The sequence below is a fragment of the Rheinheimera tilapiae genome (assembly GCF_042432165.1).
Taxonomy (GTDB): Bacteria; Pseudomonadota; Gammaproteobacteria; order Enterobacterales; family Alteromonadaceae; genus Pararheinheimera; species Pararheinheimera tilapiae.
The window spans coordinates 172,822-197,114 of the sequence record NZ_JBHLXP010000004.1 but is presented as its reverse complement, the minus strand read 5'-3'; the positions used below and the strand labels follow the sequence as shown (position 1 = coordinate 197,114).

General features: G+C 54.8%; 22 protein-coding genes. 9 read left to right on the top strand and 13 right to left on the bottom strand.

Annotation, left to right across the window (positions count from 1 at the left end; all coding sequences use genetic code 11):
- Window positions 1-142 precede the first annotated feature (142 nt).
- The gene (locus tag ACFFJP_RS15760) at window positions 143-877 is read right to left on the bottom strand and encodes a sporulation protein (RefSeq protein ID WP_377246212.1); all 735 of its coding nucleotides are present in this window, start codon (window positions 875-877) and stop codon (window positions 143-145) included.
- A 163-nt stretch (window positions 878-1,040) separates the two neighbouring features.
- Between ACFFJP_RS15760 and ACFFJP_RS15755 the strand changes: the two genes are divergently transcribed.
- Window positions 1,041-1,400: a hypothetical protein gene (locus ACFFJP_RS15755; protein WP_377246209.1), complete on the top strand. Its 360-nt coding sequence runs from the start codon at window positions 1,041-1,043 to the stop codon at window positions 1,398-1,400.
- A gap of 18 nt (window positions 1,401-1,418) precedes the next feature.
- Here the strand turns inward: ACFFJP_RS15755 and sbcC are convergent, their stop codons facing one another.
- From sbcC to ACFFJP_RS15735, 4 genes are all read right to left on the bottom strand, one after another.
- Window positions 1,419-4,757, bottom strand: coding sequence for an exonuclease subunit SbcC (gene sbcC, locus ACFFJP_RS15750; protein WP_377246206.1), 3,339 nt, complete (start codon window positions 4,755-4,757; stop codon window positions 1,419-1,421).
- Entirely contained in the window at window positions 4,757-6,025 is a 1,269-nt protein-coding gene (gene sbcD, locus ACFFJP_RS15745; protein ID WP_377246203.1) for an exonuclease subunit SbcD, read from the bottom strand. The genes sbcC and sbcD overlap by 1 nt, the downstream gene beginning before the upstream one ends.
- Before the next feature lie 54 nt (window positions 6,026-6,079).
- The gene (locus ACFFJP_RS15740) at window positions 6,080-6,964 is read right to left on the bottom strand and encodes a CPBP family intramembrane glutamic endopeptidase (RefSeq protein ID WP_377246200.1); all 885 of its coding nucleotides are present in this window, start codon (window positions 6,962-6,964) and stop codon (window positions 6,080-6,082) included.
- A gap of 61 nt (window positions 6,965-7,025) precedes the next feature.
- Window positions 7,026-7,817 carry an acyl-CoA thioesterase gene (locus ACFFJP_RS15735; protein ID WP_377246197.1) on the bottom strand — a complete coding sequence of 264 codons (792 nt, stop codon included), beginning with the start codon at window positions 7,815-7,817 and terminating at the stop codon, window positions 7,026-7,028.
- Window positions 7,818-7,907: 90 nt separating this feature from the next.
- Here ACFFJP_RS15735 and ACFFJP_RS15730 point away from each other — a divergent pair, with 90 nt between their 5' ends.
- A complete protein-coding gene (locus tag ACFFJP_RS15730; protein ID WP_377246194.1) occupies window positions 7,908-8,255 on the top strand; it encodes a putative quinol monooxygenase in 348 nt (115 codons plus the stop codon).
- 29 nt (window positions 8,256-8,284) lie between these two features.
- Here the strand turns inward: ACFFJP_RS15730 and ACFFJP_RS15725 are convergent, their stop codons facing one another.
- The 4 genes from ACFFJP_RS15725 to ACFFJP_RS15710 all read right to left on the bottom strand — a co-directional run bounded on the left by ACFFJP_RS15725 (window position 8,285) and on the right by ACFFJP_RS15710 (window position 11,749).
- On the bottom strand, window positions 8,285-8,905 hold the full coding sequence (locus tag ACFFJP_RS15725; protein WP_377246191.1) for a glutathione S-transferase family protein: 621 nt from the start codon (window positions 8,903-8,905) through the stop codon (window positions 8,285-8,287).
- 96 nt (window positions 8,906-9,001) lie between these two features.
- Window positions 9,002-9,496, bottom strand: coding sequence for a DUF6436 domain-containing protein (locus ACFFJP_RS15720; protein WP_377246188.1), 495 nt, complete (start codon window positions 9,494-9,496; stop codon window positions 9,002-9,004).
- Window positions 9,480-10,970, bottom strand: coding sequence for a methyl-accepting chemotaxis protein (locus ACFFJP_RS15715; protein ID WP_377246185.1), 1,491 nt, complete (start codon window positions 10,968-10,970; stop codon window positions 9,480-9,482). Before ACFFJP_RS15715 ends, ACFFJP_RS15720 begins: the two co-directional genes overlap by 17 nt.
- A gap of 125 nt (window positions 10,971-11,095) precedes the next feature.
- A complete protein-coding gene (locus ACFFJP_RS15710) occupies window positions 11,096-11,749 on the bottom strand; it encodes an NAD(P)-dependent oxidoreductase (protein ID WP_377246182.1) in 654 nt (217 codons plus the stop codon).
- Between the two features lie 154 nt (window positions 11,750-11,903).
- On the opposite strand from ACFFJP_RS15710, the gene ACFFJP_RS15705 reads away from it, so the two are divergent.
- The 5 genes from ACFFJP_RS15705 (at window position 11,904) to ACFFJP_RS15685 (ending at window position 16,018) form a co-directional block, all read left to right on the top strand.
- On the top strand, window positions 11,904-12,788 hold the full coding sequence (locus ACFFJP_RS15705) for a LysR family transcriptional regulator (RefSeq protein ID WP_377246179.1): 885 nt from the start codon (window positions 11,904-11,906) through the stop codon (window positions 12,786-12,788).
- 69 nt (window positions 12,789-12,857) lie between these two features.
- Window positions 12,858-13,361 (top strand): DUF2059 domain-containing protein, encoded by a 504-nt coding sequence (locus ACFFJP_RS15700; RefSeq protein ID WP_377246176.1) that lies wholly within the window; start codon window positions 12,858-12,860, stop codon window positions 13,359-13,361.
- 83 nt (window positions 13,362-13,444) lie between these two features.
- Window positions 13,445-14,185 carry a substrate-binding periplasmic protein gene (locus ACFFJP_RS15695; protein ID WP_377246174.1) on the top strand — a complete coding sequence of 247 codons (741 nt, stop codon included), beginning with the start codon at window positions 13,445-13,447 and terminating at the stop codon, window positions 14,183-14,185.
- Window positions 14,186-14,255: 70 nt separating this feature from the next.
- Window positions 14,256-14,936 carry a glutathione S-transferase family protein gene (locus tag ACFFJP_RS15690; protein ID WP_377246171.1) on the top strand — a complete coding sequence of 227 codons (681 nt, stop codon included), beginning with the start codon at window positions 14,256-14,258 and terminating at the stop codon, window positions 14,934-14,936.
- The gene (locus tag ACFFJP_RS15685) at window positions 14,933-16,018 is read left to right on the top strand and encodes an acyltransferase family protein (RefSeq protein WP_377246168.1); all 1,086 of its coding nucleotides are present in this window, start codon (window positions 14,933-14,935) and stop codon (window positions 16,016-16,018) included. The genes ACFFJP_RS15690 and ACFFJP_RS15685 overlap by 4 nt, the downstream gene beginning before the upstream one ends.
- A 59-nt stretch (window positions 16,019-16,077) precedes the next feature.
- Here ACFFJP_RS15685 and ACFFJP_RS15680 read toward each other — a convergent pair whose 3' ends face one another.
- Together ACFFJP_RS15680 and ACFFJP_RS15675 are read right to left on the bottom strand one after the other, a co-directional pair.
- A complete protein-coding gene (locus ACFFJP_RS15680; RefSeq protein ID WP_377246165.1) occupies window positions 16,078-16,953 on the bottom strand; it encodes a DMT family transporter in 876 nt (291 codons plus the stop codon).
- Between the two features lie 124 nt (window positions 16,954-17,077).
- A complete protein-coding gene (locus tag ACFFJP_RS15675; RefSeq protein ID WP_377246162.1) occupies window positions 17,078-19,765 on the bottom strand; it encodes a choice-of-anchor B family protein in 2,688 nt (895 codons plus the stop codon).
- Window positions 19,766-19,853: 88 nt separating this feature from the next.
- On the opposite strand from ACFFJP_RS15675, the gene ACFFJP_RS15670 reads away from it, so the two are divergent.
- Together ACFFJP_RS15670 and ACFFJP_RS15665 are read left to right on the top strand one after the other, a co-directional pair.
- Window positions 19,854-20,603, top strand: a complete 750-nt coding sequence (locus ACFFJP_RS15670) for an MbnP family copper-binding protein (protein WP_377246159.1) — start codon at window positions 19,854-19,856, stop codon at window positions 20,601-20,603.
- Between the two features lie 14 nt (window positions 20,604-20,617).
- Window positions 20,618-21,763, top strand: coding sequence for an MbnH family di-heme enzyme (locus ACFFJP_RS15665; protein ID WP_377246156.1), 1,146 nt, complete (start codon window positions 20,618-20,620; stop codon window positions 21,761-21,763).
- Window positions 21,764-21,792: 29 nt separating this feature from the next.
- Here ACFFJP_RS15665 and ACFFJP_RS15660 read toward each other — a convergent pair whose 3' ends face one another.
- Window positions 21,793-23,232 carry a sugar porter family MFS transporter gene (locus ACFFJP_RS15660; protein WP_377246153.1) on the bottom strand — a complete coding sequence of 480 codons (1,440 nt, stop codon included), beginning with the start codon at window positions 23,230-23,232 and terminating at the stop codon, window positions 21,793-21,795.
- Between the two features lie 100 nt (window positions 23,233-23,332).
- The coding region (locus tag ACFFJP_RS15655) for a FecR family protein (RefSeq protein ID WP_377246150.1) at window positions 23,333-24,293 on the bottom strand (961 nt) is incomplete at its 5' end.

Below are 24,293 nucleotides of genomic sequence, written 5' to 3'. Positions count from 1 at the left end.
GTCTTCCCACAGGCTCAGATTAAAAACATGCTGTTAGTTGTACCGGTGAATTCGGCGCTGTGCAAGGGTTGAACACTGCGGGCTTGGGATCAACAAACGCCGCCGGAGCGGCGTCTGCAACGCAAAAAAACCGCTGACTGCCTTAACCGAGAATGCCGCGCAGCGCTTGCTGAACCTGCGCGCTAGTTGCTTGTGGCGATAACCGCACCGTACGGTAGCTGTCGCCGCGGAAACTGCGGTCGACTTCAACCAGCAATAAGGTGTCGGCGCCATCCGGAATAAAAGACAATTCGACTTCTTTAATTCCAGACAACCACTGCCGTGGCCGAAATTCAAATTCCTGATAGCAGCCACTCTGGCTGCGCTTGCCCGGGACCTGCAAATAACCTTTTTCCACATCGACTTTTTGCAGCTGATAACCCAGTTCCAGCATGGCACTGATGCAATTGAGCACTAAAGGCGAGGCGTCGATGCGCAATAAATCGTTGTCCGACGGGTCCAGCGCCATCGTAATATCGGCCTCGGTACACAACCAGACTTTCCCGACCGTATGATTCGGCAGATGCGTCACCGGCAGTTCGGCACTCAGGCGTAACTCAAACGGCAACTGGTGCCGGGCACCGGCTTCGACCAGCATCGCTTCACTCAGGCGAAAACGCTGCAGACTAAAATTCTGATAATGCTCGCCGTTGTCGGTTTTCACTTTGACGCGGGTCATCAGTGCCAGACTAAAGCCATTGATTTGCTGCGCGACCGCGCCGCCCTGGATCAGGATCTGACCACTGAGGCTGCCACCCGGTACACACTGATTATTGGCCAGCTGCGTATCAATTTTGCACGCGCCGATACCGGCAGAGGCAAGGAGTTGTTTCAACATCTTATAATCCTTTGTAGTCTGAAGAATTCATCACTACCGCTTATTTATGGCCGCTGTCGTGCTTTTGCAAGTTGCAAATAAGATTCATTTGTTAATAGATTTTACTTTTATGGCTAATTGCAGTACAAGACAGGAAGTTTCCCGCTGTCCTTGAGGTATTCAGATGTTGCCGTCACAGCTTTATGAAAGTTTGCCCTACCTGTATCTGGCGTCCGGTGTCGCCTGTTTTGCCTTGTTACCACACCCGATTGGCGCCTGGGCTGGCGTGTTGTTGATCAATGCCGGCGCCTTAGTTTGGATTATGCGGGCGGAACGGCGTCGGCTGAATCACAAATCTGGTGGGGATGGGTTGTTCCACATGCCATTCTGGCTGTACGAACTGCAGCCCTTTTTGTATTTCGGCACTGGGACCTTCTTGTTTTTCCGTTTCGACAATGAGTTTTTGTATCCGTCCGCCTTTATCTTGTGTCTGTGTGGTTTGCTGATCTGGCGGCTGCGATACCAGAATCGTTTTCAGGAATAATCCCGGCAGGTCTGGCGATCACCAGACCTGTGGCAATTCCAGCGTACTCCAGCCGGCCCCCGCTTGTTTATGCACTTTAATCTGCACCGGAATGCGCTCTTTCAACGCTTCGACATGACTGATGATGCCAATCATTTTGCCACCGGATTGCAATTGATCGAGCGCCGCCAGCGCACTTTCCAGCGTATCCGGATCTAAAGTGCCAAAGCCTTCATCGAGGAATAACGACTCCAGCCGGGTTTTGTGACTTACCAGTTCCGACAAAGCCAGCGCTAATGCCAGACTGACCAGAAAACTCTCACCACCGGACAAAGTTTTAGTGTCGCGTGCACTATCGGCCTGCCAGCTATCCAGCACTTGCAGCTCCAGTTCGCTGTCGGCTTTACGCGCCAGCTGGTAGCGGCTGTGTAGTTGTTGCAACTGCCGGTTCGCCAATTGCACCAACTGCGCCAGCGTCAGGCCCTGGGCAAACCGGCGGTATTTAGCGCCGTCAGCCGAACCAATCAGGCTGTTCAGCTGTTGCCAGTCCTGGTACAGCGCTTGCTGCGCCTGAATTTGTTGATATAAGCCGGCCTGTTGCTGCGCCAGTTCCTGTTGCTGTTTCAGTTGCTGATTCAGCTCGCCCAATTGCTGCAGCTGCTGTTGTTGCGCTTCGGTGGCTGCGGTGATCACAGTCGCCAGATCGGCGTGCGCGGCATCTGCCGGCTCTGCAGCACGTAGCTGTTGTTCCTGCTGTTGCGCTTGTTGTAATAAAGCGCTGGCCTCGGTGCGCGCCTGCTGGATCTGCTGTTGCTGCGTTTCCAGTTCGACTTTTTGCGAGTCGCTGAGTTGTGCCATCAGATACGCCATTTCGCTGGCAACACCAGCCTGTTGCGCCTGTGCAAGCCAGTCCTGCTGTAACACGGCGCTTTGTTGCTGCCATTTACTGAGCTGCTGTTGTTGCAGGGCGGCGCTGGTTTGCAACCGCTCGATCTGCTGCGCCTGTTGCTGACATAACTGCAGGCTTTGTGGCTGCGGTGGTTCGCTGCTGTACGGCAGCTCTGGCAGTATCACGGCCTGGAGTTGTTGCCAGGCCGTCCACTGCTGCGTCGCCTGTTGCAGCTGTTGCTGGATCTGCTGATGCTGCTGTTGCGCCCGCTGCTGCTGCTGTTGCAACTGCCGGATCCACTGCAGTTGCGCGGCGCCTTGTTGCAACGCCTGTTGCAGCAAGGCCTGTTCGCCGGCACAGCCCAGTGCGCCGGCCAGTTGCTGTAACAGCGTTTGCTGACTGTTCTGTAATTGTTCGGCCTGCGTCGTCAGCTGTTGTTGTTGTTGTTGCAGAGTCCGGTACTGCTGGCGTTGTAACTCCAGCGCGCCTTGTAACTGCTGCAGCTGTTGCTGCGCCTGTTGCACTTCCGTTTGCTTAACGAGCTGCTGCGCCTGCAGCTGTTGTGCGCTGCTGGCCTGTTGCTGTAACACCTGGATCTGTTGCCGTAATTGCGCGACCGCGTCATCGAACACAGAACTTTGCCCCTGGGCAAACCATTGTTGCTGCTCGTCGCTCAGGCAGGCCTGCAGCTCGCTCAGCTGTTGCTGCACCTGTTGCTGCTGGTGTTGCAACGCCTCCAGCCGCGCCGTCAGCGCTGCGCCTTCGTTACTCAGTTGTTCCAATTGCTGGCGCAGGGCAAGCACTTGCTGCTGCTGCGTGGACGGCTCAACCTGCTGATAATGCGTGACCGCCGGATGTTCAGCGCTGCCACAGAGCGGGCAGGCTTCACCGGCTTTTAACGCCTGCCGGTATTCACTGAGTTCTTTAATCAGTTGCTGCTGCGCCAGAATGGTTTCTTTATCGCTGAGACTGGCCTGTAACTCTTTGTACTGCAAACGTTTTTGGCTGCGAAGCTGCTGTAAGTCTGCTTGTTCGGTTTGGCAGGCATGCAGCTGCTGCTGTAGTTGCCAACCCTGCGCGGCCTGCTGAGCGATAGTTTGCAGCTGCTGTAGTTGCGGATGCAGCTGATTCAGTTGTTGCTGCAATTGTTGAGGCGCCAGCAGCGCGAGCTCGGCGGCCAGTTGCTGCGCCTGCTGCTGCGCGCTGGCCAGCTGCGTCTCTAAGGCAGGTAATGTCGTTTTGTGTTGCTCGGCCTGCATGATGCAAGCCTGAAGCTGCTGCTCCAGCGCAGGCTGCTGCTGTCGCAGCGCGTCCAGTTGCTGTTGCTGCTGTTGCCAGCTGGTGAATCCAGCCTGTTGCTGCGCCAGCTGCGCCGCCAGCACGGTTGGATCCGGTTGCTGGCTCAGCTGTGATGTCAGTTGCTGTAACTCAGTATCGCTATGCTGCAGTTGTTGTTGCAGGATCTGGCATTGCTGCTCACTATCGGCCAGTCCCAAGGCCCGCCCGGCCGCGAATAACGGGTACAGCTGCGCTAACCCGCTGTTGCTGCCAGCCAATTCCTGTTCCGCCTGCGTGCGTTGCTCGCGCAGTTGCAGTAGCTGCTGATAACCCGGCCGCAGCTGCAATACCTGTTGGTGCAGCTCCAGCTTGGCCAGCCCTACTTTGCCGGCTTCCGCTTGCGCATCTGCAGCGGCCAGCTGTGCCGCAGCGCTTTGCTGCAGTCCCTGGCTTTGTGCCAGCTGCTGTTGCCACTGCTGCGCCTGCCGCAATGTTTCGAGACGCTGCGCACTTTGCTGACTGCCCGCCTGCAGCTGTTGTTGCTGGGTTTCCAGCGTCGCCAGCTGTTCGGCAGATAACAGCGCAATGCCTTGCAGCTGCGCCTGTAAAATCTCCTGCTGCTGTTTCAGCGTGCGGCATTGTTCAAACACCTGCACCGATAACTGGCCGTAAATCTCAGTGCCGGTCAGCTCTTCTAACAGTTCAGCCCGTTCATTGGCGCTGGCATTTAAAAAGGCAGCAAAATTGCCCTGCGACAACAACATAGAGCGGGTGAACCGGGCAAAATCCAGGCCAGTCAGCTGTTCAGTTAATTTGAGTTTTTCATTGGATTTATCGGTCAGGATCTCACCGTCGGCACGCGCCAGTTCGACCTTTGCCGCCTGCAGGTTGCCATCCAAAGCGCCGCGCGACCGGCGCTGGCTCCAAAAGGCGCGGTATTGTTTATCGCGCACGGAGAATTCCACCTCGGCCATACATTCAGCAGTGTGGCGGCTCATCAGCTCATTGCTGGTCTGACTCAACACTTTTAAGCGTGGCGTCTGATGATACAGCGCCAGGCAAATGGCATCGAGCAGGGTACTTTTGCCGGCGCCGGTCGGGCCGGTGATGGCAAACAGGTTACTTTGGGCAAAAGCCGGATCGCGAAAATCCACGCGCCACTCGCCACGCAGCGAATTCAGATTTTGTAAACGTACTGACAGGATGCGCATCAGACCGACTCTCCAGTTGTGCTTACCGCCAGTTCAGCTTGCTGTAACAGTGCCAGCGCTTCCTGATGCAGCTGCTGCAGGCGCGTCTGCAGCTCTGCCGTGATATCTTCCTGCACCAAACGAGCGGTAAACACATCGGCCGGCGTCAGTTCCTGCAGGCTCAGACCACTGTCAGCGATAGTGGCCACATCGGTCGGCCGCTGCCGGCGCAAGCGCAATAAGTCGATCGGCAACGCCGCCAGCAACTGCTCCAGCTGGATTTGCACATCGGATAACAAAGCACTGTCGCCAGTCAACACCAGTTCCAGCCACAGCCGCTGCCCATCGGATAAATTCTGTAAGGCCGGCGCCAATAAAGCCGGCAGGCTGGCCAGATCCGATTTCAGCGACAGCAGCGGCTGAAAACAGGGTAACGGCAGCGCTTCGACTGTGACATCTGCGACATTCAGCGTAACTTCCAGGCAATATTTCTGCTGACGCGCTTCGTCAAAACTGAGCGCCAGCGGCGAGCCGCTGTAGCGGATATGTTCGGTCCCGCCGACTTTTTGCGCCTGATGGATATGACCCAGCGCAATATAGGCAAAAGGCGGAAAACCGCTGGCAGCAAAGGCATCCAGTGTGCCGATATAAATCTCGCGCACCGACTCGCTGCTGCTGGCACCGACCGTGGTTAAATGACCCGTAGCGAGCAGCGGCAATGGCATGTCGGGCGATAACTCAGTGGCAAGTGTTTGCGCCGCCTGATACAGCTCCTGATACACCACACTGATTTGTTGTTGTAATTGCAGCTGTTTTTCACCGGCTTCAACACCAGCGCTGCTACGAAAATCATCGCGCTGCGACAGATCCCGCGGCCGCAGAAAAGGCACTGCCGCCAGCACTGCCGCCGGTGCACCTTCACGGTTTTTCAGCACCAGCAGATGCTGAGACGGGTCGCTGACATAACCTGGTACTACAGTGGTATTGAGGCAACGCAACAGCTCCGCACTTTCTTTCAGCACAGCCACCGAATCGTGATTGCCGCCAAGCACCACCAGCTGTACACCCAGCGGCTGCAGATCGACGATCAGCTGGTGGTATAACTCGCGGGCATAACTGGGCGGAGTGGTGGTATCAAAAATATCACCGGCCACCAGCAACACATCAATTTGCCGCGTTTTTATGGTGTCACACAGCCAACGAAAAAAAGCACGATGCTCGGCTTCACGGCTTTTACCGATAAAAAACTGGCCTAAATGCCAGTCGGAGGTGTGCAGAATGCGAAGCATAAGCCGGAAGATCCCTGTCAGTAGCGCGGCAAAAGTCCGATGATACCTGAGGCTCTAGCCTTCGCGCAGCATCGGATACGTCAGCAGGGAAAAATGCAGCCAGTTCACGGCAAAATGGGTCAGTACCGCCACTTCAATCCGACCACTGCGCTGATAGGCCCAGCCGTAACCAACACTGGCGACTGCCGCGACACAAGCATAAGCCCAGCCGCCCGCGAGATGGGCCAGACCAAACAATATGCTGATCAGGGCGATGGCCAGCCAGGCGGCAGCACCTTCGCGAACGCCTCGCCCGCTCAGAGCATCCCGCAGCGGCCGTTGCAACAGGCCGCGAAACAAAGCTTCTTCGGCCACGCAGGTTAGCAGCAGGTTACAGGCGATAAAACTGAGCCAAAATTCCGGTAGCTTTGGCGCAGGCTGCACCAGACCAAAACCCAGCGCCAGACCCAAGGCCGCGATCACCGTCAGCGGCAATACCGGCCAGAAACCACGCTGGTAGCGCTGCCACAAATCGCCTTGTTGCTGGCTGGGCCACAAAGCCAGTAACAGGCAAAAACCGGCCCAGCCTTTGTCAAAATTGGCGTAAAGCGTGTAAGGAATGGCGTCGGGCGTGAGTTGCTGCGCATCAACTAATAATGGGTTCTGAATGCCGGGCAACCAGTGCAATGCGATCGCCAGCGCAAGCAGTACCAGCAGCATCCAGCCGGCGCCACTTAACCAACGCGGCGCGCTGCCAAGAATCAGCCACAGCGCCAGCGCGGCTTGCAGCAACAATACAGCAGCGGCGCTGAGTGAGACCAGCCCGGCCTGCCAGGCCAGCCCTAACGCCAGCAAGGCAAACCCTAAAGACCAAAGCGGCAGCAGTCCGGCTGGAAGCCGGATTCTGGATCCGAGCGTTAACATCGCCAGTGCCAGCGCGATAAATGCAAACAGCGTCATGATATTCCTCCATGAAAAACGCTGCCCAGCTTAACAAATTCAGCAACTTAGGGCGTGATTTTCAGGCGAACACCGTCACTGTCTGCCGGCTGATCGCCATCAATGAGCCATCCGGTGCCCAGCATTTGGCCTCGATATGGTGATAACCGTCGGCGCCATGCTCGATATTGGCAAGATAGCTCCACCAGTCACTGCCGCTAAATGTTTGGGTTTGTGGCAATAATTCCAGTGTCCAGGTCAGCGAACTGGCCGGCGCTGGTCCTTGCATCAAGCCAAGACTTACCGGTGGCCAGGCGTCGACCAGCGCCAGCAGTTCCGGCACACCAACTTGCGACTGAGCTTCACCACGTAAGCGGATCTGGCCACCGAGGGTACGGCTTTTGCCACCACTAAACGGGGCATTGCCTTGTTGGATCTGATAATCAAAATGCCGGGTAAATTCCGGCGCCATGTCGCTGTCAGGCAAGCGGATCCCGGGCGTTTGCCACTCAGGCGCGCGCGGCGCCGCTACCTGTAGGGCCGACTGACGTGGCGCGCCAAAGCTAGCCAGTGCGACCAATGCGACCTGGCCTTGTTGCACGATCTCTACCTGCGCCTGCACCACTGATTTGCCCTGCCGTAAAATCTGCCGGCGCACCGTCGCTTCCCCACTGTTCAGCGGCGCGACAAAAGACACCGAGACGGAGCGCAGCGGAATATCTGCCGGGATGGCGCCTTGCAGATGCGCCATGCCAAGCGCAGCCGCCATACCACCAAAGACGGCGCGGCCCTGACCCCAATGGGCCGGCACATCAATCACCCGTTCATCGGCCGCAACAGTGGCGAATTGTTGCATCACATCAGCAAACTTCATGGTAAATTCCCCCGCTTTTCCCAGACCCCTGGTCTATCCCAAATTTTCGGGCACCAGCCTGCATTGATTAGTCCCGATAAGGAACCCTTCATGTCAAAAAAAGTTTATTGTCTCGCCCAATTCCAGCCAAAGGCTGGCAAAGCAGCTGAGTTATTCCGCGTATTACAGGGTTTAGAACCCAACACCCTGCGGGAAGATGGCTGTCTGCAATATCGTGTGACACGGCAGATCAGCTCCGATTTTGCCCCCGGCACCGGTTTTCCCATCGTCTTTAACGAGATCTGGGCCGACATGGCGGCGTTTGAAGCACATTGTCAGCGCGCTGAGATCCAGCAGTTTTTCCAGACCTATTGTCTGGCTGAAGATGGTCTCGCTGCAGACTGGAACGTTTGTGTCTACAGCGACGAACCAGAACAGTACGACGCGCCGGCGCTGTAACAACCGGCGCATGGTCGGGTTAACCGGCGTTATTGGCCAGCAAGCAGCGCCTGATCTAAAGCGCGGGCGCGTTGTACGGCAGGCCGGGCGGCAAATCGTTGCAGATACGCGCTAATTTCCGCGGTCGCTTCAAGCAGACCAAACTGCGTCATCCAGCCCAGCGCAGTGCCCCACAGACAATCCACTGCAGTAAAGCGCTCGCCGAGGAACCAGGGGCCAACACTTAACTGCGATCGCAGCCACTGCTCCACTGCGGCCACATCGCCATACGGACTCATGCCACGCTGACCGGCATCGCGCTTCAGCGCTTTGTCGATCATCGCCGGCTCAAAACTGCTGCCATAAAATGCCAGCGCCCGCAGATAAGACCCCCGCAGTGGCTCACCAACCGCCGGACTTAAACCCGCCTCCGGCTTTAATTCTGCAAGAAACTGGTAAATCGCGACTTGTTCAGTCACGACGACCCCGTCGGCGATCAGTGTTGGTACTTTACCCAGTGGATTGGCGGCCAGCAGAGCAGGGCTTTTTTCCGGCGCTTTAAAATCGACCAGTTCAAATTCTGCCGCTAAACCCAGCTCTTCCAGCAGGATCCGTACGCCAGCCGAACGGCTTTGCGGGTTATGAAATAATTTCAGTTGTGGGTTTTGCATCGGTCACTCCTTGGGCTAGCGCTCTGGTTAGGACCGTCAGCATGCCGCAGTCGCGTGACGAAAAACAGAGTGATGATGGCCAGCCGATGGCAATTTTCACCCGGCTTGTGACGGACACCGACAAGCGACGGTCTCTGAATTCAGCCAGACACCGGCCAACCGCTGCCTCCCCTGTATCAACGGCAGCAATAAGTCGTTGTCGCTGCTGCAGATCGGGCCTTGCGCTAACGGTCCGGCGTACCGCAGTTGTTGTTGCTGATACCACAACACCAGCGGTGTTGCCGGCAGTGCCGGGCCTTGCGCGCGCCACTGCGCCGGTGTGAGTTCCTGCAGTTGCAATGATGGCTGCTGGCGTTTTAGCTGCTGCAGATGTGCCCGCGCGGCGCGGGCACAATAACAATCGGGATCAATCACCGCGATTAACACATTGCCAGCGGGCAAGCGGTGACCAGCATCGAGCTGCTGTAGCTGTCCGGCCGGGTCAAACACGCCGAAATGTTGCTGTTCAAACCAGGCCAGTATGCCAAGCGAAGCCACAGCCCAGCCCAACAACAACAGCGCGATCAGTCCCTGCTTAGCTGGTGTGGACAAAACGTTCAGCCCGCTGACTTAATTGCCCGGTAATGGCTTCAACATGATGGGCAATTTCAGTCACTTTGGCGCCTTGCACCTGCTGTTCACTGGCCAGCGTAATCAGTTCGGCGGTCGAACGGGCGATCTCGGCGCTGGCGAGACCTTGTTGCTCTAAAGTGCGCGACATCAGATCCGCCGACCCAACAACCTGTTCCACCCGCTGCTGAATGCCACTTAGCACCTGATGACTTTCACTGGCCGTGCTGACCGTAGCCTGCAGTTGTTGCAACGATTGTTCGACTGCAGATACTGATTCGTTACTACTTTGCACGAGTCGTGCAATCATTTGCTTGATTTCGTCGGTCGACTTGTGGGTTTTCGAGGCCAGATTCCGTACTTCGTCAGCGACGACAGCAAAACCACGGCCCTGCTCACCGGCGCGCGCTGCTTCAATCGCGGCATTTAACGCCAATAAATTGGTTTGTTCGGCGATGGACTGGATCACATCCAACACGCCTTTAATCTCCGACGTTGAGCTGGCCATGCCATTTACTTTGACCTTGGTTTGTTCCAGCGTGCCAGACAAGTTGTTGATATTGCTAATCGTCTTATCCACGACGATTTTCCCGTCGTTGGATGCCACTGACGAATCCTGCGCCAGCACTAATACCTCGCGGGCAGATTCGCCCAGTTCCTGGATCGACATCGACATTTGTTCCGTCGCAGTCGCAATCCGCTCCACTTCCTGTAATTTATTGCTAATCCGATTAGATAAAGTACTGCCTTCGTAGACCAGAGTTTCGGTCTCTTTGGTCAGGGTACTGACAGCAGAATTAATGGTTTTCACCGTATCCTGCAAAGTAGTCATCACGTTGCTGAAATTCCGGGTCAGCCGGGTTTCGATCTCAGGTTTGCCGCTGTGCAGCCAGATGCGACCGTTAGCATCGACCATTTTCTCGGTGGTTTGCAGAAAAAACTCAGCCTGTTGCGCCTCTTTCAAACTGTTGCGGCAAATAAGCACCAGCACTACACTTTCCGCGACCACATAAGCGGCATGAATTAAGACAATTTCCAGGCTCAGTTCAGCCGGCGGCAAGACAAAAACCGCGCTGCCACCCGCCTGCAGCCACATAAATAACAAATGATGGACCGCAATAAACCCGGCGGCGCTGAGCACCACCAGATAATCCCGAAATGCGATCAGAATGGCCAGCAATACGAAAATGCCAAAGTGCATTTCCAGCATGCCTTGCGATAAATGGATTTGCAGCGCGGCAAACAGCATGTAACTGATGCCATAAGAGATCCGAGTTAACTGCTGATCACCGAGCGAATTTAATAAAAACCAGGGGATCAGGGCTGCGGGCAAGCCAATTAGCAACGTGGGCAACCAGCTGCCAAAAATAAAACTGAAGACCAGACTCAGTACCAACAGTCCGGCATTAACATAATTAGCAATCTGAAAGGCTTCGGTACGAAAATTATATTGCATAAAAACTCCGGAAAACGCAGAGACCGCTGGCAAGCGATACACGAGGATAAAGGGAACACAATACTCTTATCCTAGCAGATTGGATCCATTCTGCGTTTTCCGGTGTCGGGAGGTCAGATCAGCGATTAGTACGCAATACTAAACCGCTGCCCTGTATGCACCGGCTGCTCAGCCTCATTGAGCATTGCCACAGCATAATCCCCCGTCGAAATCCGGCTGCGGCCTTCTGCATCGGTCAGCAGCATATCGCCACCCAGACGGAACTGACCGCTGGCAGCGCCCGGGAAAATCTCTGCTGCTGGCGACAAATAACTCCAGGCCAAACCGGTTTCACTGCGTAATTGTTGTAAGGCGGCATAAGCGCCTTCAGCAGTACCGCGATAGGCCGCTGGGAAATTCGGGCTGTCCAGCAACTTGCTGCCATCCGGTAACTGCAAAGATGCCGCGCCACCAACCAACAGAAAACGCTCAACCGCACTTTGTTTGACGGCTTGCAGAATGCTGGCAAAACCACGCTGGTAGTAACCGGACACGTCTGCATCGCTATGACCACTGAACGCACTGATCACTAAAGGTTGCTGCTGCAACCATGGCAGCAGCGCCCGACTGTCGAGTACGTCAACACTGACTACTTGCAGTTGCTGTGGATATTGTTGCTGTAACACGGCCAGTTTACTGGTATCACGTACCAAAGCCCGAACCTGATGACCACGCTGTAAGGCCTCTGCAGTTAACGCACTGCCGATAAATCCGCTGGCACCGATAATGACGATTTGCATAGTTTCACTCCGATAATTGCGACTGATTTTGGCCGGCACCCGCTGGTGCTAACCGGTATGGGTGCCATTATCGGTGGTTGATTAATGATGAAAAATAGCTCAATCTGCAATTCACTGTCACGATTATCAAAACAATCACATCGCAGGAACATAAATGCTGGACTTGAACAGCCTGCAACTGGTGCAGGCGCTGGCCCAAAGTGGCAGTTTTACCGCGGCCGCCGAACGCTTGGGCTGCACCAAAACCAAAATCAGTTTGCAAATCAAAACGCTGGAACAACAGCTAGGTGTTGCCTTATTTCGCCGCACGACGCGGCAAGTGAGCCTGACTGCGGCCGGCGAGCAGATGGTGGCGCAATGTCTGCCGCTATTTGATCAGCTGCAACTTGAATTGCAACAGCTGCAGCACCCCGACACGGCATTAAGCGGCAAGTTGGTCCTGACCGCGCCGGAAGATTATGCCAACCAGATTTTGTTACCGGTGCTACTGGAATTCGGCCAGCAACATCCGGCGCTACAGATTGAACTTCGCAGCAGCGATCAGGTGCGTGATTTAGTGCGCGAAGGGATAGATCTGGCGATCCGCGGCGGCTGGTTGCGCGATTCCAGTTTAAAGGCACACAAACTGAGTGACTTTAACCAGTGGCTGTTGGCCACGCCACAATATCTGGCGCAGCACCCGCCAATCATGCAACCGGAACATCTCAGCACACATTCACTGATTGCCTTTAATCAGTTACGCACCCCATTGCATTGGTCCATGCGCCAGGCCGACCAGCTGGCCGAGTTGCAGTTTCACAGCCGCTTCGCTGTCAGTTCAACCGCCAGTATTCAGGCGCTGTTATTAAACCATGCTGGCTTGGGTATTTTAACCGACTACACAGCAAGACCACTGATTGCAGCCGGGCAGTTGGTGCATGTGCTGCCGGACTGGCATTTACCCGTCGGCGGTATCTATGCAGTCTATCCGCCTGGCCTGCACCGGCCATTGAAAGTGCGGCGCTTTGTCGAACTGTTACAACAGAGACTTCAACGCTAATAGTTGGTTGCACACTTGTTATTTTTCCAGCAAAGTAACAACGTCAACCAACCGATAAGGAGAAGTCGAATGCGTATGAAATTATTCAGCTGTGCCACAGTCCTGTTATTCAGTCTGCAGGTACAGGCTGAACCTGCCACCCGCACCACCATTGAGAAATTTCTGCAGGTCACCGAAGCCGCCAACATGATGGATCAGGCCTATCAGAACATGGACCAGATGACAGCACAGATGTTGGCCAGTAGTGGCCTTGATATCAGCAAAGATCCACAAATCCAGCAGGATATGCAGGAAATGAATGCCTTGGTACGTGCGGAGTTGTCTTGGGACAAGATGGAAGAGCCGCTTATCGCCTTATATGGCAGTGTATTTAGCGAAGCGGAACTGCAGGACATTATTGAGTTTTATCAGTCACCCGCCGGCCAGAAAATGCTGAAGCGCCAGCCGGAGTTAATGCAGGGCACTATGGTGATGATGCAGCAGCAGATGCAAAGTCTGATGCCGAAAATAAAAGCATTAACTGAAAAACAATCCGCTGCGCGTAAAGCCGCACAACAAAAAACGGATCAGTAATATTCACTGCGTGTGCCGTGGTCATTCACGGCACACTGAACTAGGCTTGTTTCATTGCTCCCTGTGCGCTGCCGGAGCCAGCCATGAAACATATTTGCAGCGTGCTACTGCTCTGCCTGAGCAGTTGGTTGTCTGCCCATCCTGTGATTATTGAAACCAGTCTGTGGCCGGGTTTTACCAACGCCGACGGCTCTGGCGCTTATTTTGCGCTGGCGCGATTGGTATTACCCGCCGCCGACTATCCGCTGGTGATCCGGCACAATCATCTGGGGCGCGCCTGGCTTGCAGTGCAACGTGGTCAGGCTGATTTATCTTTTGGCCTGACGCAGGCGGATATTCAGGCCTTTGCGCTGGAGTCATCCAATCTGCCTTATGATGCTGACACTGTGCTGGCAGTATTTCAGCCCACGCGCCTTCAGCTGACCGATCTGAGCAAACCCCGGCTGTCGTCTCTGCATTTGGGCTGGGAAAAATCATACAATTACGGTGCGGTGCTGCAAATTAGTAACCAGGGTTATGAAGTAAGCAACCCGGCGCACGCCATTCAGTTGTTATTGGCCGGCCGGATTGATGTTTATCTGGCAGAACGCGGCGATCTGGCTACGCCTGAGTTACAGCAGCAATTGAAAAAATCTGGTCTGCAGCAGCAATGGCTGGCGACTGTGCCGGTCTATGCCGGTTTCAGTCCTACCGATAAAGGCCGAAGGTTAAAGCAGTATTGGGACCAGCGAATAGAGCGGTTGGAAAAAAGCGGCGAATTGCAGCGCTTTTATCAGAGCTATCCGGTGTTACAACCACCGCTCTCATCACCGCAATCACGCTGAGCGGCAGACTTGAATCCGTCATGCACGCAGCGTATGTTAATCAGCTGTATCAGCTACGCAGGAAGTCTCCATGTATCAATTATTTATCGCCGACAAAAACTATTCATCCTGGAGCCTGCGGCCCTGGCTGCTGCTGACTGAACTCGGCATTCCATTTACTGAACAACAAAGTCGCTTTGACGGGCCGGTGAATCACACGAAGTTCCGTCACTTTGCGCCGAACGGCAAAGTACCGTGTCTGCATCACGACAGCGATGTTATTTGGGAATCATTGGCGATTATCGAATATCTGGCCGAGCGGCATCCGGGCGTCTGGCCGGCGGACAGCAAAGCGCGCACTTTTGCCCGTTGTGTTGCCAGTGAAATGCACGCCGGCTTCAGTAACTTGCGCGGTACTTGTCCAATGAGCGTGGGCATCCGGATAAAATTGCATCAAATCAGCCCGGCATTACAAGCCGATTTGGACCGGATCAGCGAATTGTGGCAACAAGGTTTACAGCAATTTGGCGGCCCATTTCTGGCCGGTAGTGCCTTCAGCGCCGTCGATGCGTTTTTTGCGCCTGTGGCCTTTCGGGTGCAAAGTTATGGCTTACCATTACCCGCCGCGGCCCAGGCTTATGTTGACCGGTTGCTGCAGTTACCAGGCATGATGGCCTGGCAACAAGCGGCATTAGCAGACCCTTACCGCGAACCATCACACGAAGCTGAACCACTGCGGCATGGCCTATTGGTGGCGGACCTGCGATTATGAACAGGCAGTTATCGCTGTATCTTGACGTATTTCGGTTTATCGCAGCAGCACTGGTATTCTTGTCGCATCTGCCACACTTTGTTGATGGCTATTTCTGGCAACTCGCCGGTTTTGGCCATGAGGCTGTGGTGTTCTTTTTTGTCCTGTCAGGGTTTGTCATTGCCTTTGTCTGCACGGATAAACAAGAATCAGCATTTGATTATGTCATCAACAGAACCGTGCGGATTTATTCAGTTGCCGTGCCGGCTATTCTGCTGACTTTTATGATCTATGCCTTTATTCAAGCCTACAACCCGGCAAGTATCGCTGATCTCCAACCGACATTTTCCGGCATGGGGCAAACTCTTTTCAGCGCCCTGACATTTACCAATCAAAGCTGGACGGAAACAAGAATTCTTATTGATATGCCTTATTGGTCAATGGGATACGAGGTATTGTATTACCTATTCTTTGGTGTGATGTTTTACGTCACCGGTTGGCGTCGCTGGTTTTATCTGCTGCCAATCCTGCTGTTGATGGGATTCAGTATCTTGTTGTATCTGCCAGTCTGGCTGGCCGGCGTCTGGTGCTTCCGGATGAAAGACCGGTTGCAAATCTCACTGCCTGTTGCAGTGATCGGGTTTTGCTTTTCTGTGATTGCCATCGGGGTCGGCTCAACCGATGCATGGGAGCACAGCTTTAACCTGACGGCCAATATCGCTGCACAATGGATGCAACAAGGTTTGATACTGGAAACAGCACAACATTTTTTCACTGATTATTTTTTAACGGTTTGCATCGTTATCCACATTTTGTGCGTGAACAAAATCTGCAAATCCGTCGACTTCAATTTATCAGCCAGGGTTCAGCGCTGGATCAGGGAAATATCAGCCCATACCTTTTCGCTGTATCTGTTGCACATGCCGTTGTTATATCTGGTGATGGCTGTTTTTCCGGCGAAAGAGCACCTGGCTGCTGCAATTGTGGCGGCCGTATTGTTGGTACCCATGGTGATCTGGTTTATCAGCCGGTACATCGAATCGGCCAGAGGCACGCAGCGCAATTGGCTGGGGGTGCAGCTCAAGCGGGTGTGGCAACCATAAGTTCGAAAGCCCACGACGAAAGCAGTTCCGAAGGGGTGCAAGACTTTGTTCCGCCTGACTTAACTGCGCTGTTGCTGCCAAATCAGATAAAGCCCGCTGAGCATAATCACGGCCGCCCCCAGCATCATGCTGGCGGTTGGCCAGACTTGCCACAACACAATATCAAAGCCTAAACCCCAGACCAGCGCGGTGTATTCAAATGGCGCAATGACTGACGGCGGTGCCAGCCGAAAGGCTTCGGTGATAAACACCTGACCAATAGCGCCGGTGATACCAATCGCCAGAAAATACGGCCACAACGACCACTGCAGCGGTTGCCAGTCTGGCAATGCCAGCAGGCCGGCGCCGATGCCAATCATCGTCATTAACCAGAACACCATATTGCCGGCATAATCCGATTTCGCCAGTACCCGCACTGTGATCGCCGAAATGGCGTAACACACCGCAGACAGCAGCGCCATCAGCGCGCCGAGGCTCAGCAACCCGTCACCGGACGGTTTGAGCATATAAATCACCGCCGCCAGACCAATCACAATCGCTACCCACTGGCGGCTATTCACCTGATCTTTTAACCACCAGACCGACAGCAACGTAATGATTAACGGTGCGGCAAAGAAAATACTGTAAGTGTCTGCCAGCGATAACAAACTCACCGCATGAATAAAAGACGCCAGCATCACAATGCCCAGCACGGCGCGCAGTAAATGCAACGACCAACGCGCCTGCAACAAATGCTGTAACCGGCCTGTGGTGGCTAACCAGAGCACAATAAAAGGCCAGGCGCAGGCGGCGCGGAAAAAGGTGATTTGCATGGCGCTGTAGTGTTCAGTCAGCGTTTTCATCGCCGCGTCCATGCCGGAAAACATCAGCACAGCGAGCAGCATCGCCAGAATGCCTTTAACCGGATGGTCCTGCGGTTGCGTAGAATGAGACAAAGCGATACTCCGGCAAAAAACGCAAGCGTATCACAGTGGTTAGCTGCAGACATTAAGCACTATTGGCCGGCGCGCCCAGTCCGCGGAAAAAGCAGCTGAGCGGCCGGTGCAATAACGAAGCGGGTTAACTGCGGCGTCTGAACAATGCCAGCAGCAACACGGCAAAACCCAAAGCCCCGCCCGAGCCACCAGAACTGCCATTATTCACCGGTGTCGTGGTGACAGTGCCTTTGACTTTAATCGCGAAGGTCACCGAGGTACCCAAACCACGACTATCCATCACGCTGACACTGAACTGTAGATCGGCGTCGCGGTTGGGTGCGATAAAGCTGGCACTGTCGGTCGTGGCATTGCTCAGGGTCACGCTGTCGCCGCTGACCTGAGTCCAGCTGTAGGTCAACGCATCACCATCTGGATCTGTCCCTTCTGCTTTTAACGTGACCTGCGCACCGGCATTCACTTCAGTAGGAAAGCCGACTTTCACTTCCGGCTTACGGTTTTGTTCGTTGTCGCGAATTTTCACCAGCAAGCTGGCGCGATCGGTAACGACTGTGCCGCTTAGTTGCAAAGTCAGCTGCTCTTCGTTTTCCAGCAGGCTGTCGTCAATAGGTGTCAGCGTGATCGACTTATCTGCGGTGTCGCCATCGGCCCAGCTCAGTTCGCCGCTGCTTTGCTGAATATCCGTGCCGGTTTTGGCGCTGTCGTCTTTGAGCTGGTAGCTGACGGTCAGCGCACCGCTGCTGCCGGCAAAGCGGCCAATTTTCACGCTGACCGGGCCACCATTTTCTTCCAACAAAATATTGGTCTGCTGGAACCCAGCCGCGCCTTGTTGCGCGCCGGCACTGCCAATAGTCACCTGATGATAAGACGGCGCCCCCAACGTCAGACCGTTTTGTGGGTCAAACAGACGGACAAAAAAGCTGGCATGGCTGGCCCACTGTGTATTACCGGCAATGCGGATCTCTTTGTCGGCGAAGTCACCCGCAGCCCAACTGAGCCGGCCTTTTCCCAGCTGGCTACTTTGGCTGATGCCAAAACCATTCAGCGTCTCCCAGCCGACACTGACAGCGCCGCTGCCGGCCGGCCGGCGCACTTTGAGTACTGCCGTTTCACCGGCTTTCAGGCTGCTGGCTGCGCTAGCAAAACTAACCTGACCGGCGGCGCTTTGTTTAGTCTGGTCACGCAGCACAAAGAGACCACTGTTGATATCCGCTGAAATCACCAGTCCGGAGGGTAAGTACGGGTAAGTGCCCCACACACCATTAAAAGCCGCGCTATCGCTGGACGGGAAAGAGTCAAAAAATCCTGCTTCCACCGGATTGGCCGGATTGGTGATATCCAGAATGGTAGTGCCACGCTGATAATTCGAGATGTAATAGCGATTGCCGCGGGTATAGCCGTTGTGGTCGATAGCGCGGGTCGGCCCGGTCCATTCTTTGACGATGACCGGCTGTTTCAGATTGTCGACGTTCATCACCCGCACTGTGGTATTCAGGCCCTGGTTGCGCTCATCCAGCTCGTCGTGAATAAATACAAAACGTTTATCTTCGCTCCACCAGCCAGAGTGGACATAACTCGCATTCGGGTAAGTTAAATCGGCCAGTGCGCCGGCACCAGTCAGCGTGGTGATATCCCATAACCGCACCGACTGTTCATTAAAATCCATCAGCACGGTACAGCTATTGCGCTGACAACCCTGCTGCGCGCGGTTGTCGTCGACCACCATCGATGCGGCATCATGGGTATAGTCAGCGCGCACGCTGCTGCCGTTAAGGAAATAAGGGGTTAAGGCTTCAGGGTTTTTCAGGCCATAAGTGGTAAAAGCACCACCAACAGCTTCTTGCCCAACGATGTGTAGTGTCGGTTCCAGACCATCCAGCGCGGTATTGGTGGTGTAATCAACATGGCTGATATAAACGTTATGCGCTGACGTGACGGCTTTATCCGCCGCGATCAGCCGTACCGAGCCTGGTAACTGGTTTAAATCCAGGATCTGAATATTGTCCGAACCTTCAGAGCTGACATAAGCATAGGCCCGCCAGCGCGCCAGGCTGTTGTCGTAAAACTGCAACACTTTAATATCGCGCCAGGACGTGGGACTGCCGGCAATAGCGCCAATCTCTTTGGGTGCGGCCGGATCAGCGAGGCTAAACACGGCGGTGCCGTTATTAAGGCCGATAATGGCGTATTCAGTGCCGGTATTCAGGTCGGTATGACCCCAGATATCGTTAGCCGCGCCCGGTTTCAGACTGATATCCGCCAGCGCAACATGACTGACTAAATCAATGCTTTTACAAGGATAAATACCGGCTTTGCCGTCAACACAAGGCGTGGGCCCCTGGCTTTGTTGCAGTTGCTGCTGGGTATGTTCCAGCGCGGCACTGTCAGCAAAACGCTGCGAGAAACCGTCGTTGACCACGACAAATCCTTGCAGCTGCAGCTGGCCGATATAAGCGTCCGGTACGCCGGTCAGAATGGTCGGGTTGATGCCGGGCGCCTGGTCAAGGAAATGATCAAACTTGTTGTAGCCGCCCAGCACCGGCACCAGCTTGCTGCTCAGATAAAATAAATCGTCGGCATCCTGGATGGCATACCGGCCTTCCGCCACCAACACCCGGTCGCCTTTGCTGGCTTGCTGCACGGCATAGCTGATGGTCTGACAGGCGCGTACCGGACTGTCACAACGGCCGGCATCTTTGCCAGTTGGCGATACAAAACGGGCGCGGTCATGTTCAGCATGGCTCAGTACGGCAGCGCTGAACAAGGCACTGAAGCACAGGGCGAATTGGCTGATAGCGCGATGATTTTGCATGCTGGACACTCCGGCGAAGCAGGTAAAAACATTGCGTTTTATCCGCTATTTGTTAAGGTGGATCTGACTGCAATATATAAATACGAAAATGCGAAACAGTAAACAAATTATTAATTATTGCGCAATTTTTCTGCTGTTCGCGCTTACCGGTTGCCAACCGCAAACCCCAATACCCCTGCAATTACAGCTGCAATGGCAAGGTCAGCCGCTGCGCTGCGATTCCAATCTGACGCTAAACGATCAGACGTTTCAGCTGGCGCAGTTACAGCTGTTTTTAAGCGATTTCAGTCAGACCAAACCAATCGCGCTGACGCCCGGGCCTTACAGCAATGACCGGCTGGTGCTGCTTGGCATCGACTGCCAAAGCAACGATGCCGGTCAATGGCACATTCCGCTGGCCAGCGCATTAACAAAGGGCCCGCTCAGTTTCAGCCTTGGCGTACCGCTAGACCTGAATCATCAAAATCCACTCGTGGCAAAAGCGCCACTGCAACAAACCGACATGCACTGGAGCTGGCAACACGGCTACAAATTCCTGCGGCTCGACCTGACCGGCCACGCCAACTGGTCGCTGCATCTGGGCTCAACCGGCTGCAGTGGTCCCAGTGTGATGCGCGCTCCAACTACGCCTTGCCAGCAGCCCAATCAGCTGCAAGTCAGCTTGCAGTATAGCGGCCAGCCACAGCTGGTCCTCGACCTCGCGCCGTTGCTGCAGGATTTTGGGGCAAACGGGGAGAATTCCTGTATGTCTGATCCACAAACCCGCAGTTGTCAGCAGTTACTGCCGCGGCTCGGAATTGGCGCCACTGCAGTGGATGGCTTATGGCAATTACGCTAAGACTGTTTAGGTTGATGCAAAGCGCTGCTTTGCTGGTGCTGCTTAGCAGCTGCACGCCGGCGCCACTGCCATATCAGTGGCCACTGCCTGAGGGCTTTCCCAAACCCGCCGTGCCGGCAGACAATCCGATGTCCGCCGCCAAAGCTGAACTGGGCCGGTATTTGTTTTATGACAAAGCCTTGTCCGGTAATGGTCAGCAAAGCTGTGCCAGTTGCCATCAACAGGCCTTTGCCTTTGCCGAACCTCAGGCTGTTTCCGCCGGCAGCACCGGCGAGCAACACCGCCGTAATGCCTTAGCATTGGTCAATGTGGCCTATAACAAAACGCTGACCTGGGCGCATCCGGACCTGCAGCAGATAGAGCAGCAGCTGCTGATCCCGATGTTTGGCGAGCAGCCGGTTGAACTCGGCATCAGCGGCCATGAACAGCAAGTGCTGCAGCAACTAAAGCGAGGGCCTTATCCGGCCTTGTTCGAAGCCGCTTTTGGTGATGAAGCAGTAGATTTTCAGCGCGTGACTCAGGCCTTAGCCAGTTTTGTCCGCAGCCTGGTGTCCTTGCAGGCGCCGTTTGACCGCTATGCCTATCAGGGCGATGACAGCGCCTTAACGCCGCAGCAAATCGACGGCATGAATCTGTTTTTTTCGGAACGGTTGGAATGTCATCATTGTCATGGCGGTTTTAATTTCACCCAGTCGACCAGCCATGAAAAGCAGCCGCTGGACCGTCGGCCTTTTCACAATACCGGCTTATATTTCACCGGCCGCCAGCAAGTGGCAGGGCAGGGTTATCCGGATAAAGATCGCGGTTTAGCTGAACTAACGATGCAACCCGATGATGACGGTCGCTTTCGGGCACCGACGCTGCGTAACATCGCGCTGACCGCGCCTTATATGCACGACGGCAGTGTCGCGACGCTGGAGGATGTGCTGGATATCTATCAACAAGGCGGGCGTCAGACCCGCGAGGGGGCATGGCCAGGCGATGGTCGGTTGCACCCGGCCAAAAGTAATTTTGTTAAAGGTTTTGATTTAACAGCAGAAGAGCGCGCCGCAGTACTGGCCTTTTTACAAAGCCTGACCGACCCGCACTTTATCACCAATCCGGCGTATGCCGACCCTTGGCCGGCATCACCAGCGGCAGGCTCCAGATCCCAACCCTGAAGCCTGCCTCACCCTGCCAGCACGACCCGTTACATCTCTTCGAGCTGTTTCCCACGCGTTTCGCGAACAAAACGCATGACAAAAAACAGACTAATCAACGCCGACAGCGCATAAAAGCCATAAGCACCGGCGAGGCCAACTGAACCCAATAAGATCGGGAACGTCATGGTAATAGCAAAATTAGCCAACCACTGCGCACTCGCCGCCACGGCCAGCGCTGCACCACGAATGCGGTTATTAAACATTTCGCCGAGCAGTACCCAAACCACCGGCCCCCAGCTGATGCCAAAAAACACCACAAACAAATTCGCTGTAACGAGCGCCAGCAACCCGGTTTGGTCGGTCAGTTGCAGCTTACCGGCAGCATCGAGGCCGGCGGTGCCAAAGATAATCGCCAGCACCGCCAGACTGATAAACATGCCGAGACTGCCTACCAGCAGCAGAGGCCGGCGGCCGACTTTATCAATCAGCGCAATGGCGACAAAAGTGGAAATGATATTGGTGGTACCGGCCACGATATTAATAAACAGTGACTGTGATTCATCAAAACCCGCTGCCTGCCACAGCTCTGCACCGTAATAAAACACCACATTAATACCGACGAATTGCTGAAACACCGATAAAGCAATGCCAACCCAAATGACCGGATGAACCTTGCGGCTACCGGCTACAAGAAAATCAGCCAGACCCGGCTTGGTTTCACCAGCCAATGACTGCTGCACCAGAGCGATTTGGTTGGCTTCGCTGCCCGGACAAATCCGGCTGAATACTTGTTGCGCCTGCACCAGCCGGCCTTGCGCCACCAGATAACGCGGCGATTCCGGAATAAAAAACACCCCAAGCAAAAACAACAACGACGGCAATAATTCCATCCAGAACATCCAGCGCCACGCCGGTAACCCGAGCCAGAACAACGCTTCGGCACTGCCTGCGCTCGCAGCGATCAGGTAATTACTGACAAAAGCGGCAAACAAGCCGAGCACTATCGCCAATTGCTGCAAAGTCGCCAGCCGGCCACGGTAAGCCGGTGGTGCCACTTCGGAAATATAGGCCGGGACCAGTACCGATGCCGCGCCAATCGCCAGTCCGCCTAACAACCGATACCAGATAAATACGGCGGCGCTGTTGGCATCACCTGAGCCCCAAGCGCTGATGGCAAACACCAGCGCTGTGATCAGCATCACCGGTTTGCGCCCATATCGGTCCGCGGCTGGCCCTGCCAATAAAGCACCCAGCGCACAGCCCAATAACACCGACGCCACATTAAAACCGGTGGCGACAGAATCCGACTGAAAGGCTTTGCTGAGCGCAGTCACAGTGCCGTTGATCACGCCAGAGTCAAAACCAAACAGGAAACCGCCAATGGCGGCCACTGCCGAGATAAAAGTGATATACAGCAGAGTGCCGCCAGAGCTGGCAGAATTCACAATATGCGGGCGCGACGGCGCGCCAGTGACGGATAACGTCATCGGGTAGGTTCCTTATCAAGCGATTGAAGACAGCAGTGTGGCGGCTGGTATCGGACCGCCCGCAGACAGGCCGATACCAGGGTTTGTTCACGTTTGCGGTTTAGCCGGCGTATTTCAGCAGAATTTTGTCGCGACTCAGCCGCTCATGGCTGATGTTAAAATTACTGCGGAAGATCTCCAGCAAGCCATTCACATCACCGGTTTTAAACATGCCGGCGACATGGATGGTTTTCAGCTTGGCATCATCAGCCAGCTCGAACTGAATATCGGTATAGCGGCTGATTTCGGCCAATGCGTCCTGCAGATTTTCACCGCGGAAAATCAGGTTGCCGGAGCGCCACGACAAACTGGCAGCCAGTTCCACCGCATCGATTTTTTGCACCTGTTCGCGCGCTTTACCACGAGGGTCCAAATCAACCCGCTCGCCTTTGGAAATGGCCAAAGCGGTTTGTGGCAACCGTTTTGCCAGTGCCTGTGGCGTTGGCATATCGGCACCGGCATTGCTGCCGACCAATACTTTGCCGTCAGTGACAATCAGTTCAACATGGTCCTGCCGTAAATCAACGTTAAACGCCGTGCCGACTGCCTGAATGATCTTGCCACCGGCAATGACACTGAGTGGCCGTGATGTATCATGCGCCACGTCGATATTGATTTCACCGCGCTGCAGTTCAATCACCCGGGCGCCCGCGCTATAGCGCACCACGACAAAACTATTGGTATTCAGCACCAGCTTGCTGTGGTCGGGTAATTCAATAGTATTGTTTTCGCCAACGCGCGTCTGATAAGTCGCCTCCATCGCCACCACGGCGGAGGATGGGTCTGTATTCAACTGACTCAGATCACCCCGATAGAAAAACGCGCCAAGCAGCAGCACCGCTGCCGCAGAGGCGGCCATCGCCAGACCACTCAGTGGCCGCGACTGTTGGCTGATTTTCGGTTCTACCGCTGGAAACAGGTCAGATAAACGGCTGAGTGCATCCATCTTGTCCCATAACTTGGCGACTTCAAACAGCGTTTGCTGGTTCAACGCAGACGCGGCCAGCCATTGCTGTAACGCC

Coding starts and splice junctions, on each gene's coding strand:
- ACFFJP_RS15695 (WP_377246174.1), top strand. CDS start 13,445: ATGAAACATATTTGCAGCGTGCTACTGCTCTGCCTGAGCAGTTGGTTG.
- ACFFJP_RS15685 (WP_377246168.1), top strand. CDS start 14,933: ATGAACAGGCAGTTATCGCTGTATCTTGACGTATTTCGGTTTATCGCA.
- ACFFJP_RS15735 (WP_377246197.1), bottom strand. CDS start 7,817: ATGAAGTTTGCTGATGTGATGCAACAATTCGCCACTGTTGCGGCCGAT.
- ACFFJP_RS15730 (WP_377246194.1), top strand. CDS start 7,908: ATGTCAAAAAAAGTTTATTGTCTCGCCCAATTCCAGCCAAAGGCTGGC.
- ACFFJP_RS15700 (WP_377246176.1), top strand. CDS start 12,858: ATGCGTATGAAATTATTCAGCTGTGCCACAGTCCTGTTATTCAGTCTG.
- sbcD (WP_377246203.1), bottom strand. CDS start 6,025: ATGCTTCGCATTCTGCACACCTCCGACTGGCATTTAGGCCAGTTTTTT.
- sbcC (WP_377246206.1), bottom strand. CDS start 4,757: ATGCGCATCCTGTCAGTACGTTTACAAAATCTGAATTCGCTGCGTGGC.
- ACFFJP_RS15740 (WP_377246200.1), bottom strand. CDS start 6,964: ATGACGCTGTTTGCATTTATCGCGCTGGCACTGGCGATGTTAACGCTC.
- ACFFJP_RS15705 (WP_377246179.1), top strand. CDS start 11,904: ATGCTGGACTTGAACAGCCTGCAACTGGTGCAGGCGCTGGCCCAAAGT.
- ACFFJP_RS15710 (WP_377246182.1), bottom strand. CDS start 11,749: ATGCAAATCGTCATTATCGGTGCCAGCGGATTTATCGGCAGTGCGTTA.
- ACFFJP_RS15715 (WP_377246185.1), bottom strand. CDS start 10,970: ATGCAATATAATTTTCGTACCGAAGCCTTTCAGATTGCTAATTATGTT.
- ACFFJP_RS15670 (WP_377246159.1), top strand. CDS start 19,854: ATGCGAAACAGTAAACAAATTATTAATTATTGCGCAATTTTTCTGCTG.
- ACFFJP_RS15675 (WP_377246162.1), bottom strand. CDS start 19,765: ATGCAAAATCATCGCGCTATCAGCCAATTCGCCCTGTGCTTCAGTGCC.
- ACFFJP_RS15690 (WP_377246171.1), top strand. CDS start 14,256: ATGTATCAATTATTTATCGCCGACAAAAACTATTCATCCTGGAGCCTG.
- ACFFJP_RS15725 (WP_377246191.1), bottom strand. CDS start 8,905: ATGCAAAACCCACAACTGAAATTATTTCATAACCCGCAAAGCCGTTCG.
- ACFFJP_RS15660 (WP_377246153.1), bottom strand. CDS start 23,232: ATGACGTTATCCGTCACTGGCGCGCCGTCGCGCCCGCATATTGTGAAT.
- ACFFJP_RS15755 (WP_377246209.1), top strand. CDS start 1,041: ATGTTGCCGTCACAGCTTTATGAAAGTTTGCCCTACCTGTATCTGGCG.
- ACFFJP_RS15665 (WP_377246156.1), top strand. CDS start 20,618: ATGCAAAGCGCTGCTTTGCTGGTGCTGCTTAGCAGCTGCACGCCGGCG.
- ACFFJP_RS15760 (WP_377246212.1), bottom strand. CDS start 877: ATGTTGAAACAACTCCTTGCCTCTGCCGGTATCGGCGCGTGCAAAATT.